The following is a 15,147-nucleotide window of genomic DNA, read 5'->3' on the forward strand; positions in this document are numbered from 1 at the left end:
CAGGCGACGACCGTCGGCGCGACCACGTAGCGTCGTCCCCGATGTCCACGACTCTCGGCCGCGACCGGACAGCCGCTCCGGTGCGCCTCGACCCGCCCACCCCTGCGCGCACCGTCGACTGGCGACGGCTCCGCGGGCCGGTCGCGGCCTGGGCGCTCGTGGCCTGCGCGATCGCCGCCGTCGGCACCTCCCTCGGCACCCTCATCGCCGGTCACCTGGCCGAGTCCGCCACGGCCGCGCTGGTCTGGCTGCTGGCGCTGTGCGTCGTCGGGGCGGCCACGCTCGACACGGCCGCCCGCACGCTCTGGGCCGGGGTGATCGACCGCGCCGAGGGCCAGCTGCGCGCCGACCTCCTCGACGCCGCGATGCACCAGCCGCTGGAGGCGCTGACCGAGCAGGCCGTCGGCGAGGTGCTCGACCGGATCGACGACGACACCCACGAGGTCGGCACCCTCCTGCGCCAGAGTGCGTGGCAGGCGATCCGCACCGTGCTCGCCTCCGGGCCGCTGTGGATCGTCGCGGGCGTGACCTGGTGGCCGGCGTTCGTGCTCTTCCCGCTCGCCGGGGTGGCCGCGTTCCTCGCCGTACGCCCCCTGCTGCCGGAGGTCTCGGCCCGCAAGGTGGTCGAGGAGGCCGCCTGGACCGACCACGCCGCCGCGCTCGAGGAGGGCATCGCCGGTCGCGACGACCTGCGCGCCAGCGGGGGACAGGCCCACGTGCTGCGCCGGTGCACCGAGCTCGCAGCCCGCGTGCACCACCTCTTCTCGGTCGTGCTCGACCTCGAGGCGCGTATCGCCCGCCGCACCGGCACCCTGCTCCACGCCGTGCTGGCCGCCACCGCGCTCGTGGGTGTCGTGCTCGTCGTCGGCGACCACCTCGACACGTCCGCGCTCGTCACGCTCTTCCTCGTCACGACCATGTTCGTCGGCCAGGTCGACCAGCTCGCGCGCCACCTGCCCGACCTGCAGGCCGGCTTCGGTGCGGTGCTCCGCCTGCGCGACCTGCTCGGCGCCGAGCGCGAGCCCGTGGGCGGCGACGAGCTGCCCGAGGGACCGCTGCAGGTCGAGTTCCGCGACCTCCACTTCGCGTACGCCGAGGGGCGGTTCGCCCTGCAGCACGTCGACCTCCACGTGCCGGCCGGCACCACCTGCGCCCTGGTCGGTCGCACCGGCTCGGGCAAGTCGACGTTGGCCTCGCTGCTCTCGCGCGCGGTCCGGCCCGAGCCCGGCACGGTGCTGCTGGGCGGCGTCGACGTGCTCGACCTCGACGTCCAACTTCTGCGCGGCGCGGTCGGTGTCGTCACCCAGCGCACCGAGATCCTGGCCGGCACGCTGGCGGACAACGTCACGCTCTTCGAGCCCGTCCCGCGCGCCGCCGTCGAGGCCGCGATCGTGGAGCTCGGGTTGGAGGACTGGGTCGCCGGCCTGTCCGCCGGGCTCGACACCCTGCTCGGGCCGGGCGGCACGACCCTGTCGGCCGGCGAGGAGCAGCTGGTCGCCTTCGCACGGCTGCTGGTCCGCGACGTGCGCGTCGTGGTCCTCGACGAGGCCACCGCCCGGATGGACCCGGTCACCGAGGCCCATGTCGTCCGGGCCGCCGACCGTCTGCTCTCCGGCCGCACCGGCCTGCTCGTGGCCCACCGGCTCTCGACGACCGAGCGCGCCGAGCAGGTCGCGGTCCTCGACGGCGGCCGCGTCGTCCAGCGTGGTCTGCGCTCGCACCTCGCCGTCGAGCCCGGGCCGTTCCGTGCGCTGCTCGAAGCGTCCGCCGAGGAGCAGGACCCCGAGACCCTCGCCGACACCACCCGGGTCGGCACCGCCCGCCGTACGGGCGAGCCCCCTGCCCGTCCCGAGGTCGCGCCGGTCCCCGGGCTGGCCCGGGCCACCCTCTCCGCGCTCTGCGTCGAGCCCCAGTGGGGGTTCGTGAGCCTCGTGCTCTTCCTGGCCTCCGCCGTCACCGGAGCCTTCGGTGCGGTGACCGGCTGGATCTGGGGCCACCTGGTCGTCACGCTCCAGCGCGGCGACAGCCCGACGGCGCTGACGGCGGCGCTGGTGGTGTCGCTGCTGGTCTCGCCGTTCCTGCTGTCGTCCGCCTTCCGGCGCTACCCGCGCTGGTGGATCGCCGTGATGCTGCGCGTCCGGACGTCGGTGCTGGCCGGCCAGACGAAGCAGCACCGCCTCCAGCGCACGCCGCCCGGAGAGGTTGTCGCGCGCACCATGGACGCCGACCGGCTGGCGAGGTACGCCGACCGCTGGGTCGACTTCATCAACGGCCTCGCCATCGCCGCGCTGACCGCGATCCTCGCCCAGAGCCTCCTCGCCGGTGGCGTCCTGCTGGCCGTGATGGTGTCGTCCGCGCTCGCGTCCTCGCTCGGCCGCAAGGTCGCCGGGCGTTCGGCGGCAGCGTCCGCAGCGGCCCGCGCGCGCTTCGGTCGCACGCTGGTCTCTGCGCTCGACTCGGTCCGCACCGTCAAGCTCGCCGCCTCGACCCCGAGCGTGCACGCCCACCTGCGCGAGGTCGACGGCGGCCGCGTCGACGCCGCGGTGCGCGAGCACCGCGTGCAGGCGATGCTCGACGGCGTCCCGATCGTGATGGTCCAGTGCGGCGTGGTCGCCGCCTGGGCGCTGCTGGTCGCCGACGTGTGGGGGCTGGCGACCGCCCTGCTGGTCGCCGGCGCGGTCATCGGCTTCGACTGGTTCGGCCGGGTCGCCGGCTCGGTCATCACCGAGGCGCCCGGCACCCGCATCTGGATGCAGACCACCAGCCGGCTCGCAGGTGGGGGCGACCTGATGCACCTGCCCGAGGGTGTCGACCTGGTCGCCGGTGCCGCGCCGGCTCCGGTCCCCGGTCCACGCGACCCCCTGCGCACCCTCGAGCTGCGCGGCGTGAGCGCGATCCACGACGACGGCACCATCGGGGTCAGCGACGTCGACCTGACCATCGGCGCGCAGGAGCTGGTGCTCCTGCTCGGCCAGGTCGGGTCCGGCAAGTCCAGCCTGCTGTCCGCGCTCGCCGGCCTGGTGACCAGCACGGGCGAGATCCGCTGGAACGACGAGCGGGTCACCGACACCGAGACCTACCTCCGGCCGGGCCGGGTCGCCCACGTCGCGCAGGTGCCCCGGGTCCTGTCCGGCACGTTCACCGACAACGTCCGGCTCGACCACGCCGACCGCCAGGTGCTGCCCGCGCTCGAGTCCGCGCGGCTGATGCCCGACGTCGAGGAAGCCGGCGGTCCCGACTCGCTGGTCGGCCATCGCGGGGTCCGGCTCTCGGGCGGTCAGGTCCAGCGCCTGGCGCTGGCCCGCGGTCTGGCGTGTGACGCCGAGCTGCTGCTGGCGGACGACGTGTCGTCCGCCCTCGACGCCGCCACCGAGATCGAGCTCTGGTCGGCGCTGCGCGAGCGGGGCGCGACCGTCGTCGGTGCGACGTCGAAGCGGGCCGCGCTGGTCCAGGCCGACCGGGTCGTGGTGCTGGTCGAGGGTCGGGTCGCCGCGGTCGGGCCGTGGGCCGACCTGGCTCCGACCTGGCGGCACCTGGCTGGTTAGAAGAGCGAGCCGACCACCGGTCGCGGCCAGTCGACGCGGCCGAAGAGGTCGTGCATCGCCTCGGCGTACGTCTGCTTCGGCGGTCGGACGGTCAGGGTCGCGGTCGCGCCGTCGGCCCGCAGGGCGACGTGGCGCACCCGGTCACGGGGGCTCCCCACCGGCACGGTCACGGACCCGACCGCCCGGGTCGCGTGGGCGGGCACCACGACCTGGATCCGCCCTGCGCCGGTGTGCACGACCACGGGCATCGGGCGGTCGCGCTGACGGTCGAGGCGCACGTCGAACGATGCCGACACCGGCAGCAGCGGCGACGCGGTGACGGTCGCGTCGCGGAGGCCGACCACCGGTCGCGGGTCGTCGTCGACCACGTGGACGACGGTGTGGTCGTAGACCGTGACGTCCTCGACCTTCTCGTCGGTCCGGTCCTGCGGTGCGCGGAACCAGAGATGCGTGACCCGTTCCCCGGCCGGGATCCGGACCGTCCCCGCAGCCGTGTGCACCGTGGTCCGCCGGGTGGTCGGCTGGTCGAGCCGCACCGTCAGCCGGACCCGCTCACCCTCGTGGATCCGAGAGCGGTCCGGGTGCACGGTGACGGTCGGCGTCGGCGGTGTCGGGTCGCCCTGCGCGTCGAGCTCCGCGAAGCAGTAGCCGCGCGAGCGCAGGGTGGCGATCTCGCCCGGCAGCGCCCTGAGGGTCGCGGGTGAGTTGGTGACGCCGTCGTGCTGGAGCACGACGTTGGTGCGGTGCGGGTGGACGGCGCCGAGCACGCCCCGGTCGATCTGCCGCGGCGACAGCCCGGTCCAGTCGCGCGAGTCGATGGTCCACAGCACGGTCGTGTAGCCGAGGCCGTCGAGCACCCGGCGGACGCGGTCGTCGACGGCGCCGTACGGCGGCCGGACGAAGTCGGTCGGGTGGAGACCGGCGTCCACCATTGCCCGGTGCGTCGACCGGATCGCGTGCTTGATCTGGGCGTTCGTCTGGGTGGTCAGGTCAGTGTGGAGCCAGGTGTGGTTGCCGATCGCGAAGCCGGACCGCTCGACCAGCCGCGCGGTGTCTGGTGCGCTCGCGACCCGGCTGCCGACCATGAAGAACGTCGCCGGCACGTCGAGCCGCTTCAACAACCGGACCAACCGGGGCGTGACCGTGGCCGAGGGACCGTCGTCGAACGTCAGCGCGACCAGACCCCGCGAGCAGGGGACGACGTGGCCGCCCGGTGCGGCACCCGTCGGCGCCGGAACCAGGAGCCCGACGGCAGCGACCAGCGCCACGAGCAGGATGCGCACCCTCACGAGGCTATGACGCGCCCCCGGGGCGTCCGGTTGTCAGGCGCCCCCGAGCACCCGGAACGGCAGCCCGGGCAGCGGCTGCACCGTGGCGTACGACGCGGGGTCGATCTTCTGGCCCGAGCGCAGCAGCGGGTCGGCGGCGACCACGCACCGGTCGTGGCCGTTGATGAGGACGACGTCGCCTCCGCCGCGCAGCGGCTCGCGCATCAGCTGCTCGAAGGTCTCGAGCGGCGTGTCCGCCCCGGCCACGCCAGCCATCTGGCCGTCGACCAGCACCGGCACCGTGGCGGTGAGGACGTACTCGTCGGTGCAGACGTAGTCGACGTACGGCCCGGTGACGTGCCGCTCGCCGGTCGCCAGCGGGGTCTGGAACCACTCGTGCCGGGTGTAGTCGAAGACGTGGTGGCCGATCGGCACCCCCCGCTCGGCGAGGAGGGTCTGCTCCTCGCCCTGCCACCAGGCGAGGAAGAGGTCGCGGTCGGCGAGCCACCCCGGTGTCGCGACGAAGCCGGCACCGACCACGGGGTGGGCGGCGAGCGTGGTGGTGGCCAGGGGGTGGACGATCTCGCTGAGCGTCGTGGCGTTCATCGGGTGCTGCGTCCCGAAGGCCTCGCCGACCCGCTCGCCGATGCTCTCCAGCGACGCGAAGAGGGCGCCGAAGTACGCCGTGACGGCGATCGCGCAGCGCGCCAGCGAGTCGCTGAGCGTGCTGGTCTGGGTCGGGCTCATGAGGCGCTCCTCGGGATCCGGTGGCGGTCGTGGACCTCGGCCTGGGTTCGAGCAACCAGGTCCAGTGTCTCCTGCAGGTGGCGTCGCGCGCAGCGTCGTGCGGATTCTGCGTCACCGGCCTCGATGGCGTCGATGAGCTCCTGGTGCCCGGCGATCGTCCGGGCCCGGACGTCCGGGTCGCTGAGCGGGATGCGGGCGACCATCCCGAAGTCGGCCTCGAGGCGGACGACGTCGCGGGTGATCCGGGCCGACTGGGTGAGCGCGGCGATCGACAGCCACAGCTCGGCGTCCGCGTGCCGCCACGCCCCGACGCTCTGCGCCTCGACGGGCAGGTCCTCGGCCGGCAGCAGGCTGCGCAGCGACTCGGCCTCCGCCGCGTCGGCGCGCTCGGCCGCCACCTCGGCGCAGCCGGCGAGCACCAGCACGTACTGCGTCGCGCGGTCCTGCAGCTCCGCGCGCGACATCGAGCCGAGTCGCTCGGCGAGCGCGGCCTCGTCGGCGGCCGCGCCGGCCGCCACGACGGTGCCGCCGCCCCGACCCCGGCTGGTGGTGACCAGGCCCTGGGCGCGCAGCCCGGTCAGCGCCTCGCGCACGGTCACGACCGCGACCCCGAGCATCCCGGCGAGCTCCGGCTCGCTCGGCAGCCGTTCGCCCTCGACGAGCACGCCGGACCGGATCGCCTCGGTCAGCCGCTGCTCCACCTGACCCGCGCGACCCACCTCGCTGAGCGGCGCGAAGATCGCGCTGCGAGCACGGCTGCCGTGCCGGCGTACCTCGCTCATCGCGCGCTCCCTGCCTGTGGCCGTTCGCAACAAAGTTGTTACCGCTGGAGGTCTGTTCATCTAATGTCTGGTTCCATATCTTATGTGCCAGCGGCACCCACGGAACAGAGGAGTTCGATGACGGCCACGGCCATCTCCCTGCGCGGCCTGAGCAAGCACTTCGACCAGGTCCGTGCGGTGGACGAGCTGGACCTGGACATCGCCGACGGTGAGTTCTTCTCGATGCTCGGGCCGTCGGGCTCGGGCAAGACCACCGTGCTGCGCCTGATCGCCGGCTTCGAGGAGCCGACCGCCGGCACCATCGTGCTCGGCGACGAGGACGTCACGACCAGGCCGGCGTTCGCGCGCGACGTCAACACGGTCTTCCAGGACTACGCGATCTTCCCGCACATGAGCGTGCGCGAGAACGTCGAGTACGGCCTCCGGGTCAAGAAGGTCGGCAAGGCCGAGCGCCGCACGCGCGCCGAGGAGGCCCTCGCGACCGTCCGGCTCGAGGGGTACGCCGAGCGCCGGCCGCACCAGCTCTCCGGCGGCCAGCGCCAGCGGGTCGCGCTGGCCCGCGCGCTCGTCAACCGGCCCAAGGTGCTCCTCCTCGACGAGCCGCTCGGCGCCCTCGACCTCAAGCTGCGCCGGGAGATGCAGATCGAGCTCAAGGCGATCCAGCGCGAGGTCGGCATCACGTTCGTCTTCGTCACCCACGACCAGGAGGAGGCGCTCACGATGAGCGACCGGGTCGCGGTGTTCAACGAGGGCCGCATCGAGCAGCTGGCGACCCCGGTCGAGCTCTACGAGCGGCCGGTCAGCCCGTTCGTCGCCGGCTTCGTGGGGTCCTCCAACATGTTCCAGGGCCAGACGGCCCGCGACCTGATCGGTGAGGACGGCACGTTCGTCATCCGTCCCGAGAAGATGCTGCTCGCGGCGGAGGCCAGCAGCGACTCCGGTGTCTGCTCGGCGCCCGGCGTCGTCACCGAGGTCGTCTACCTCGGCTCGACCACGGTGTCCGTCGTCGACCTCGACGCCGGCGTGACCGTGACCGTCGCCCACCAGAACGCCGACACCTCCATCGACGCCGCTCTCGAGCGGCGCGACCAGCGCGTCGTCGTGACCTGGCGTCGTGCCCACCTGGTTTCCCTGCACCACAACCCACCGCGCTCTCCCGACCCGGTGGCGTCCCCTGAGGAGGCATCATGAAGAAGACCCACACCCGACGACTGCTCGCTGTCGCGAGCATCGCCGCGCTGGCCCTCGCCAGCGGCTGTGGCACGAGCTCGGGCGACAACGAGAGCAGCGGCGGCTCGACGCCCGGCTCGCAGGGCTTCACGGCTCCCGACATCCCGATGCAGGACTCGATCGGTGACATGGAGGGTCAGGTCAACATCCTCGCGTGGCCCGGCTACGCCGAGGACGGCTCGACGGACAAGTCGGTCGACTGGGTGACGCCGTTCGAGCAGCAGACCGGCTGCAAGGCCAACGTGAAGTACTTCGGCACCTCCGACGAGGCCGTCCAGCTCATGAAGACCGGCGAGTACGACGTCGTCTCCGCCTCGGGCGACGCGACCCTGCGGCTCATCGCAGCCGGCGACGTCGCGCCGGTCAACACCGACCTGCTGAAGAACTACCCGGACATCGCTCCCTTCCTCAAGGACCAGGCGTTCAACTCCGTCGACGGCCAGATGTACGGCGTCCCGCACGGCTGGGGCGCCAACCTGCTGATGTACAACACCGCCGACGTCAGCCCGGCACCCACCAGCTGGAGCGCGGTCTTCGACGACGCCTCGACGTACGCCGGCAAGGTCACGGCCTACGACTCGCCGATCTACATCGCCGACGCGGCGCTCTACCTGATGAACACCCAGCCCGACCTGGGCATCAAGGACCCGTACGCCCTCGACCAGGACCAGCTCGCGGCCGCGGTCGACCTGCTGAAGAAGCAGAAGGAGAACGTGTCGGAGTACTGGTCCGACTACCTCAAGGAGGTGCAGGCCTTCAAGACCGGCGACTCGGTCATCGGCACCACCTGGCAGGTGATCGCCTCGGTCGCCCAGGGTGAGGGCGCCAAGGTCGACGCGATCCTCCCGGACGAGGGCTCCACCGGCTGGTCGGACACGTGGATGATCAGCTCGGAGGCGAAGAACCCCAACTGTGGCTACGCCTGGATGGACTACATCACCAGCCCGCCGGCGCAGGCAGCCGTCGCGGAGTACTTCGGTGAGGCGCCGGCCAACACCAAGGCGTGCACGCTGACCTCGGACAAGAGCTTCTGCGACACCTACCACGCCGAGGACGCCGACTACGCCGCGAAGATCCACTACTGGACCACCCCGATCTCGCAGTGCCTCGACGGTCGCACGGACGTGAAGTGCACCGACTACGGCGACTGGACGACGGCGTGGACCGAGATCAAGGGCTGACCCTTTGTCACTGATCGACCGTCGCCCGGGCCTCCGGGTGGGCCTGCTCCTGACGCCACCGATGCTGTGGCTGGGAGTGGCCTACCTGGGGGCGCTGGGCGCCCTCCTCATCACCTCGCTCTGGACCCAGAACGACTTCACCGGGACCATCGAGCGCGCCTGGACGCTCGACAACTTCCGGCAGCTCTTCACGGTCGACGTCTATCGCACGATCACGCTGCGCACGATCTGGGTCGCGGCGCTGGTGACCGTGATCGACGCGATCATCGCCTTCCCGATCGCGCTCTACATGGCCAAGGTCGCATCACCGCGCGTGCAGCGGCTGATGGTGATCGCGGTGCTGATGCCCCTCTGGGCGTCGTACCTCGTCAAGGCCTACGCCTGGCGCGGCATGCTCTCGGCGGACGGCCCGATCGCGTGGATCGCCGCGCCGTTCGGGCTGCACACACCGGGCTACGGGCTGCCGGCGGTGATCATCACGCTGTCCTACCTGTGGCTGCCCTACATGATCCTGCCGGTGTACGCCGGGCTCGAGCGCGTCCCCGACTCGCTCTTCGAGGCGTCGGCCGACCTGGGCGGTGGGTCGTGGACCACGATCCGCCGGATCGTGCTGCCGCTGGCGTTCCCCGCACTGGTCGCGGGCTCGATCTTCACCTTCTCGCTGTCGCTCGGTGACTACATCGCGGTCAAGATCGTCGGTGGCACCAGCCAGCTGCTCGGCAACGTCGTCTACGACAACCAGGGCGCGGCGAACAACCTGCCGTTCGCCGCCGCGGTCGCCACCGTGCCGATCGTGATCATGGTCGTCTACCTCGCGCTGGCCCGTCGTACGGGCGCACTGGAGAACGTCTGATGGCCCAGTCGAAGACCCTCTCGCGCGGCCTGCGCGGCTCGCTGGGTGTGTTCACCGGCATCGTGCTGGTGTTCATCTACGTGCCGCTCGCGCTGGTGCTGCTCAACTCGTTCAACACCGACAACACCTTCGGCTGGCCCCCGGCCGGCCTGACGCTGCACTGGTGGGACGTCGCGTGGCAGAGCCAGGGCGCGCGCGATGCGCTTTGGACCAGCGTCCGCGTCGCCATCGCGGCGACGGTCGTCGCGCTGCTGCTCGGCACCCTGGCGGCGATGGCGCTGCGGCGTACCCGCTTCTTCGGGCGCAACGTCGTGTCGCTGCTGATCATCCTGCCGATCGCGCTGCCCGGCATCGTCACGGGTCTGGCCTTCCAGAACGAGTTCAAGACGATCCTCGGGATCGGGCTGAGCCTGTGGACCGTGATCATCGCGCACGCGACCTTCTGCATCGTCACGGTCTTCAACAACGTGCAGGCCCGCTTCCAGCGGCTCGGCACCAACTTCGAGCAGGCCTCGATGGACCTCGGTGCAGCGCGCTTCACGACCTTCCGGCTGGTGACCTTCCCGATGCTGCGCTCGGCGCTGCTCGCCGGCGCGCTGCTGTCCTTCGGGCTGTCCTTCGACGAGATCGTCGTGACCACCTTCACCGCGAGCTCGCAGGACGAGACGCTGCCGCTCTGGATCCTCAACAACCTGTTCCGCCCCAACCAGGCGCCGATCGTCAACGTCGTCGCCGCGGTGCTGGTCGTCTTCTCCGCGATCCCGATCTACTTCGCGCAGCGGTTGTCCGGCTCCTCGTCGGAGGGGCTCACCGGCGCGCGCTGATCAGCTGCACTCGCCGGTGCTGGAGGCCGTGACGAGCACGGCCCTCAGGCCCTTCTGGTCGGCCAACGGACCGGCAACCATATAGGCGTCGTCGCCCTGGTAGCGGTAGTCGACGAAGCGGGTCCCGCCGCCGTGAGGCGTCCACCGGTAGCGGAGCTCTCCGTAGGCGCGCTCGCCTCGTCCGCGCCCGTGGGCCGCGAGGACGTGCAGGCCCGGCGTACCCCGGAGTGCTGCGAGCTTGCTCCGCAGCTGCGGTCGCAGGGCTCCCTCTCCGCGGTAGCCCATGGTGAGCACGTCGGGACGTGAGCCCGCGTTGAAGCGGGCCTGGCCCTCGGGGGTCAGCACGAACGACCAGCCGCGCGGCGCCATGATGCTCATGTCTGCGCCCTGCGACGTCCAGGTGGTGGTGCGGTACTTCAAGCTGGTGCCGAGGGCCGACGTCTCGCCCTGATGACCCGCCGCGAGGGCGGGTGCGGCGGTGGCGAGGCTGATCAGCAGGGCGGCAACGGCGGGGAGTGCGTGTCGACGGTTCATGGCGGTCCTTCAGGGCGGGTGGGTGCTCGCCAGGTGTGACGTCGCCCGCCACTCGTTGGTTGCGTGGCAGCATCGGGTCATGGCGGATGAACCGACGCTCTACGACTGGGCCGGGGGAGCGGCGGCACTGCGCCGCCTGATCGACTGCTTCTACGACCGGGTCGAGCGCGACGAGCTGCTGAGCCCGTTCTTCCCGGGCGGTGTCTCGGAGGAGCACCGCGCGCACGTCGCCGACTGGTGGTCCGAGGTCTTCGGTGGCCCGGACGTCTACACCCGCGAGCACGGTGGCTACGAGACCATGCTCGCCCACCACCGCGGGCTCGGGATCACGGCCGAGCAGCGGCACCGCTTCGCCTCGACCATGAGCCTCGCTGCCGACGACGCCGGCCTGCCCGACGACCCGGAGTTCCGCGCTGCGCTGGTCGGCTACGTCGAGTGGGGCACGCGGCTCGCCCTCCAGAACTCGCAGCCGGATGCCGCTGTCGTCGAGCACGCGCCGGTCCCGCGCTGGGGCTGGGGTGTCGCTCCGCCGTACCAGCCCTGAGTCCGATGAATCCCCGACGCCTGGCGGGTCATCGGGGACATGGACACCAAGAACCTGGCCGACCTCTACGACCTGCCCACCCTGCAGTGGGGCGCGAGCGCGTCGCGCCTCGAGCGTGGCTTCTCGCAGGCTCCGGGTGAGGGCGGCCCGGACCGTCACTCCACCTGGCTGACCACGCCGAACGCCGACGGCAGCCCGCACGTGACCGGCATCGGCGCGGTGTGGGCGGACGGCGCCTTCTGGTTCGAGACCGGCGCGAGCTCCCGCAAGGGCCGCAACCTCGCCCACGAGCCTCGCTGCGCGCTCAGCCTCGCCACCCACGAGTTCGACCTCGTGGTCGAGGGCACGGCGTCGATCGTGACCGACCCCGACGTCGTGTCAGCGCGCGCGGCCCAGGGGGCGTCCGGCGGGTGGCCGTGCCCCTTGTCGGACGGGCAGCGCGATCGACCTCAGCTGGTGCTGTCGAGGATCAGTCGGGTCGCCTCATGCGGTGCGTCCCATTGTGGAAAGTGGCCACACCGCTCGAACCAGTGCAGCACCGCGTCCGGAAACAGTTCCGTGGCACGTGCGGCCTGCCTCGGCACGGTCACCAGGTCACGACGACCCCAACCGATCGTGACCCGGCCGGGCACAGTGCCGGCAGGCGCACCCTGCTGCTTCGGCCCCTTGGTCAGGGCGTCCAAGGCCGCGCCAGTCGACGGGGACTCAGCCAGCCCGCGCACATCTGGCAGCACGGTCTCGCGCGAGAGCGCCCAGGGCCGCGCAGACAACTGCGCCAACAGCAGCGTCCTTCCCGCGGGATTGCCCAGCAGTGCTGGCAGCGTGCCTCGCAGCGCCCGGACCAGAGCGATCGATGGCCGAAGCGTGGCCCCGAAGACGGCGACCTCGCGGTCGGTCCAGAAACCACCCGGGTCCAACGCCACGGTGTCGCCGCCGACGCCTCGCCGTGCGAGCTCAAGCACCATTCGGCCGCCCATCGACTGACCGACCGTCGACACCCCGTCCAGACCCTGTTCGCGGATGAATTCTGCGACGGAGTCGGTCAGGGTGGCGATCGAGACCTCGCCGGTCAGAGGAGGTGACTCGCCGAAACCCGGCAGGTCGACGGCGATGACCTCACGGCTCTCGGCCAGCTCGTCGATGATCGGGGACCAGGATCGCCATCCAGCGCCCAGACCGTGCACGAGCAGCAACGGCCTGCCGCTTCCGCGGCGCGCATGGTTCAACGTCATTTCTTGAACGCTAGCCCACGCGGAAATCTGTGCATCGCCACCGCAAGCCGATCCGGGACGACACACTCATCCGCCGACAGGCGGCGGAATGCCAGTGGTTCAGACCTCGCCGGTGGCGTCGTACAACCAGCTCGTGTCAGCAGAGGCGAGCCCCTCGACCCACGACGCCGGCGCGTTGTTCATGATCGCGCCGTAGTCCCAGTAGTCCTTCCAGAGACAGACCTTGCCGTCGCGGACCTTGTGGACCGTGGCGAAGGGGAGCGTGAAGACCTCGCCGGTCTTGAACGTCCAGGTCTCGGAGTGCTCGTACATCACGTCGTCACCGTCGGCGACCAGCACGCCGTCGTGGTTCTCGTAGCCGGCCAGCTCGCCCCAGCCGACCAGGAGCCGCTTGGCGATGTCGGCCGGGCCGCGCGCCGAGAAGGCCGGGCCGATCGGCATGTCCATGTAGAGGCAGTCGTCGGTGACCCAGTCGGCGATGCCGTCGTAGTCGCGCAGCGACAGGGTCTGCCAGAGGCCGAGGACGGCCTCCTTCGGGGACCGGGTCACGAAGCGACGTCCACCCGCGTAGGAGCCGGTACGGCGACCGAGGGCTGGTCCGCGCGCAGGAACTGGCCGGTGCGCTCCTGACCGAGCAGCGGGGTCGGCTCGCCCTCGGTGACGACCCGGCGGCCGGCGATGAAGACGGCCGGGACCGCGGCGTCGTTGCGGTTGACCATCCGCGAGAGTCCGCCGTACTGCTCGACCGGGCTCTCGTGATAGCTCTCGACCGAGTCGTCGAGCTTGGCCGGGTCGATGACGACGATGTCGGCGCGGTCGCCGACGCGGAGGGTGCCGGCGTCGATGCGGTACCACTCGCCGAGCTCGCCGGTGAGCCGGTGCACGGCGTGCTCGGTGGTCATGAACGGCTTGCCGGCCTGCTCGGCGTCGTGCACGTGCTTGAGCAGCCGCAGCCCGAAGTTGTAGAAGGCCATGTTGCGCAGGTGGGCACCGGCGTCGGAGAAGCCGATCTGGACGCCGGAGTCGGCGGCCAGCTTCTGGAGCACGGCGGGCCGGTGGTTGCTGATCGTCGTCCGCCAGCGGATGTCGGTGCCGTGCTCGAGGACCAGGTCGAGGAACGCGTCGACGGGGTGCTTGCCGCCGCGCTCGTCGCCGACCTGGCCGAAGGACTTGCCGATCACCGAGGCGTCCGGGCACTCGACGATCTCGGCGTCGTAGAAGTCGCGGTGCCAGACACGCGGGCCGTACTTGCTCTCGTAGTCCTTGCGGAACTTCTCGCGGTACGCCGGGTCACGCATCAGCTCGTCGCGGGCGAGCTTCTCCTGCAGGTGCAGGGCCATCGCACCGGAGCCGAACTCCTCGAAGATCACCAGGTCGATGCCGTCGGCGTAGACCTCGAACGGCACCGGCAGGTGCTGCCACTTGAAGTCGGCGCCGAGCTTGTTGACGATCTTGGCGATCGGGCGCATCAGGTGGATGACGAACGGGATCGCCTTGATGTCGGCGGCCGACAGCAGGCTGGTGCGCAGCGCCGGGCGGCCGAACCACCCGATCGATCCGAGGGCCTGGATGCCGATCGTGTGCGGGTGGCTGGCGTCGGGACCGGCCTGCAGCGCGCGACGCCGACGACGCAGGATGTTGCGCAGCCCGCGCATCTCCTTGCCCTTGGCGTACGTCGAGGGGAGGGTGCGCGACCGGCACAGGTCGCCGTCGATCTTGTCGAAGAGCAGTTGCTGGGCGGACATGCCGACGAACCCGGCGTCGAGCGCCTCGTCGAGCATCCGCTCCATCCGCTTCTGCTCGGCGCGGGTCGGCCGGATCTCCTTGCGGGTCGCGCGGTCGAGCCCCATGGTCGCGGTGCGCATGTCGGAGTGGCCGATGAACGCCGCCAGGTTGGGGCCGAGGGGCAGCGACTCGAGGGCGTCGACGTACTCACTGGCGCTCGACCAGGTCTTCGCCGCGTCGACCTCGCTGATGACGTACTTCCGCGGGATCGCCTCGACCCGACCGAACAGGTCACCGGCGTCGACCCCGCCCACGTGGATCGTCGAGAGCGAGCACGAGCCGAGCAGGAGGGTGGTCACGCCGTGGCGCACGGACTCCGGCAGGCCGGGTCCGTTGAGGACCTCGATGTCGTAGTGGGTGTGGATGTCGACCAGGCCCGGGATCACCCACTGGCCGGCGGCGTCGACGACCTCGGGGCAGCCGGTCTCGTCGAGCGCGTCGGGCGAGATCGTGACGACCCGCCCGTCGCGTACGCCGAGGTTGCGGATGGCGGAGGCCGCCCCCGTGCCGTCGAACCAGCGGCCGTTCTTGATGATCGCGTCAAACGTCATGAGGGCATGGAACCGGTTCTAGTTGACACGCGTCAAGGATTTCGGGTGATCGGCGTCACTCGACGCTTGAT

General features: G+C 71.4%; 13 protein-coding genes and 1 pseudogene. 7 read left to right on the plus strand and 7 right to left on the minus strand.

Annotation, left to right across the window (positions count from 1 at the left end):
- The first annotated feature begins 41 nt into the window (after positions 1-41).
- Positions 42-3,545, plus strand: coding sequence for an ATP-binding cassette domain-containing protein (locus ABLE68_RS16155; RefSeq protein ID WP_348872684.1), 3,504 nt, complete (start codon positions 42-44; stop codon positions 3,543-3,545).
- Here ABLE68_RS16155 and ABLE68_RS16160 read toward each other — a convergent pair.
- The 3 genes from ABLE68_RS16160 to ABLE68_RS16170 are packed head-to-tail and all read right to left on the minus strand — an operon-like array spanning position 3,542 to position 6,342.
- The gene (locus ABLE68_RS16160; protein ID WP_348872686.1) at positions 3,542-4,828 is read right to left on the minus strand and encodes a polysaccharide deacetylase family protein; all 1,287 of its coding nucleotides are present in this window, start codon (positions 4,826-4,828) and stop codon (positions 3,542-3,544) included. The two genes, ABLE68_RS16155 and ABLE68_RS16160, sit on opposite strands and share 4 nt — an antisense overlap.
- A 39-nt stretch (positions 4,829-4,867) precedes the next feature.
- Entirely contained in the window at positions 4,868-5,560 is a 693-nt protein-coding gene (locus ABLE68_RS16165) for a cache domain-containing protein (protein ID WP_348872688.1), read from the minus strand.
- A complete protein-coding gene (locus ABLE68_RS16170; RefSeq protein ID WP_348872690.1) occupies positions 5,557-6,342 on the minus strand; it encodes a FadR/GntR family transcriptional regulator in 786 nt (261 codons plus the stop codon). Before ABLE68_RS16170 ends, ABLE68_RS16165 begins: the two co-directional genes overlap by 4 nt.
- A 117-nt stretch (positions 6,343-6,459) precedes the next feature.
- On the opposite strand from ABLE68_RS16170, the gene ABLE68_RS16175 reads away from it, so the two are divergent.
- From ABLE68_RS16175 to ABLE68_RS16190, 4 genes are read left to right on the plus strand one after another with little or no spacing between them, the layout of a single operon-like run.
- The gene (locus ABLE68_RS16175; protein ID WP_348872692.1) at positions 6,460-7,533 is read left to right on the plus strand and encodes an ABC transporter ATP-binding protein; all 1,074 of its coding nucleotides are present in this window, start codon (positions 6,460-6,462) and stop codon (positions 7,531-7,533) included.
- Positions 7,530-8,753 carry an ABC transporter substrate-binding protein gene (locus tag ABLE68_RS16180; protein ID WP_348872694.1) on the plus strand — a complete coding sequence of 408 codons (1,224 nt, stop codon included), beginning with the start codon at positions 7,530-7,532 and terminating at the stop codon, positions 8,751-8,753. Before ABLE68_RS16175 ends, ABLE68_RS16180 begins: the two co-directional genes overlap by 4 nt.
- 4 nt (positions 8,754-8,757) lie before the next feature.
- A complete protein-coding gene (locus tag ABLE68_RS16185) occupies positions 8,758-9,606 on the plus strand; it encodes an ABC transporter permease (RefSeq protein WP_348872695.1) in 849 nt (282 codons plus the stop codon).
- A complete protein-coding gene (locus ABLE68_RS16190; RefSeq protein ID WP_348872697.1) occupies positions 9,606-10,430 on the plus strand; it encodes an ABC transporter permease in 825 nt (274 codons plus the stop codon). The genes ABLE68_RS16185 and ABLE68_RS16190 overlap by 1 nt, the downstream gene beginning before the upstream one ends.
- Here ABLE68_RS16190 and ABLE68_RS16195 read toward each other — a convergent pair whose 3' ends face one another.
- Entirely contained in the window at positions 10,431-10,964 is a 534-nt protein-coding gene (locus tag ABLE68_RS16195) for a hypothetical protein (RefSeq protein ID WP_348872699.1), read from the minus strand.
- A 79-nt stretch (positions 10,965-11,043) separates the two neighbouring features.
- Between ABLE68_RS16195 and ABLE68_RS16200 the strand changes: the two genes are divergently transcribed.
- Together ABLE68_RS16200 and ABLE68_RS22330 are read left to right on the plus strand one after the other, a co-directional pair.
- Positions 11,044-11,508, plus strand: coding sequence for a group II truncated hemoglobin (locus ABLE68_RS16200; RefSeq protein WP_348872701.1), 465 nt, complete (start codon positions 11,044-11,046; stop codon positions 11,506-11,508).
- A gap of 39 nt (positions 11,509-11,547) precedes the next feature.
- A pseudogene (locus ABLE68_RS22330) lies at positions 11,548-11,865 on the plus strand (pyridoxamine 5'-phosphate oxidase family protein); the annotation flags it as partial.
- 92 nt (positions 11,866-11,957) lie between these two features.
- On the opposite strand, the gene ABLE68_RS16205 reads toward ABLE68_RS22330, so the two are convergent.
- The 3 genes from ABLE68_RS16205 to ABLE68_RS16215 form a co-directional block, all read right to left on the minus strand.
- Positions 11,958-12,740 (minus strand): alpha/beta fold hydrolase, encoded by a 783-nt coding sequence (locus ABLE68_RS16205; RefSeq protein WP_348872703.1) that lies wholly within the window; start codon positions 12,738-12,740, stop codon positions 11,958-11,960.
- Positions 12,741-12,839: 99 nt separating this feature from the next.
- Entirely contained in the window at positions 12,840-13,289 is a 450-nt protein-coding gene (locus ABLE68_RS16210) for a nuclear transport factor 2 family protein (RefSeq protein WP_348872705.1), read from the minus strand.
- On the minus strand, positions 13,286-15,076 hold the full coding sequence (locus ABLE68_RS16215) for an N-acyl-D-amino-acid deacylase family protein (RefSeq protein ID WP_348872707.1): 1,791 nt from the start codon (positions 15,074-15,076) through the stop codon (positions 13,286-13,288). The genes ABLE68_RS16210 and ABLE68_RS16215 overlap by 4 nt, the downstream gene beginning before the upstream one ends.
- Positions 15,077-15,147 lie beyond the last annotated feature (71 nt).

The organism is Nocardioides pollutisoli (assembly GCF_040045055.1).
GTDB lineage: Bacteria > Actinomycetota > Actinomycetes > Propionibacteriales > Nocardioidaceae > Nocardioides > Nocardioides tweenelious.

Excerpts from the sequence above, each read along its gene's own strand:
- ABLE68_RS16155 (WP_348872684.1), top strand. The coding sequence starts at position 42 with ATGTCCACGACTCTCGGCCGCGACCGGACAGCCGCTCCGGTGCGCCTC.
- ABLE68_RS16165 (WP_348872688.1), bottom strand. The coding sequence starts at position 5,560 with ATGAGCCCGACCCAGACCAGCACGCTCAGCGACTCGCTGGCGCGCTGC.
- ABLE68_RS16170 (WP_348872690.1), bottom strand. The coding sequence starts at position 6,342 with ATGAGCGAGGTACGCCGGCACGGCAGCCGTGCTCGCAGCGCGATCTTC.
- ABLE68_RS16175 (WP_348872692.1), top strand. The coding sequence starts at position 6,460 with ATGACGGCCACGGCCATCTCCCTGCGCGGCCTGAGCAAGCACTTCGAC.
- ABLE68_RS16180 (WP_348872694.1), top strand. The coding sequence starts at position 7,530 with ATGAAGAAGACCCACACCCGACGACTGCTCGCTGTCGCGAGCATCGCC.
- ABLE68_RS16190 (WP_348872697.1), top strand. The coding sequence starts at position 9,606 with ATGGCCCAGTCGAAGACCCTCTCGCGCGGCCTGCGCGGCTCGCTGGGT.
- ABLE68_RS16195 (WP_348872699.1), bottom strand. The coding sequence starts at position 10,964 with ATGAACCGTCGACACGCACTCCCCGCCGTTGCCGCCCTGCTGATCAGC.
- ABLE68_RS16200 (WP_348872701.1), top strand. The coding sequence starts at position 11,044 with ATGGCGGATGAACCGACGCTCTACGACTGGGCCGGGGGAGCGGCGGCA.
- ABLE68_RS16205 (WP_348872703.1), bottom strand. The coding sequence starts at position 12,740 with ATGACGTTGAACCATGCGCGCCGCGGAAGCGGCAGGCCGTTGCTGCTC.
- ABLE68_RS16215 (WP_348872707.1), bottom strand. The coding sequence starts at position 15,076 with ATGACGTTTGACGCGATCATCAAGAACGGCCGCTGGTTCGACGGCACG.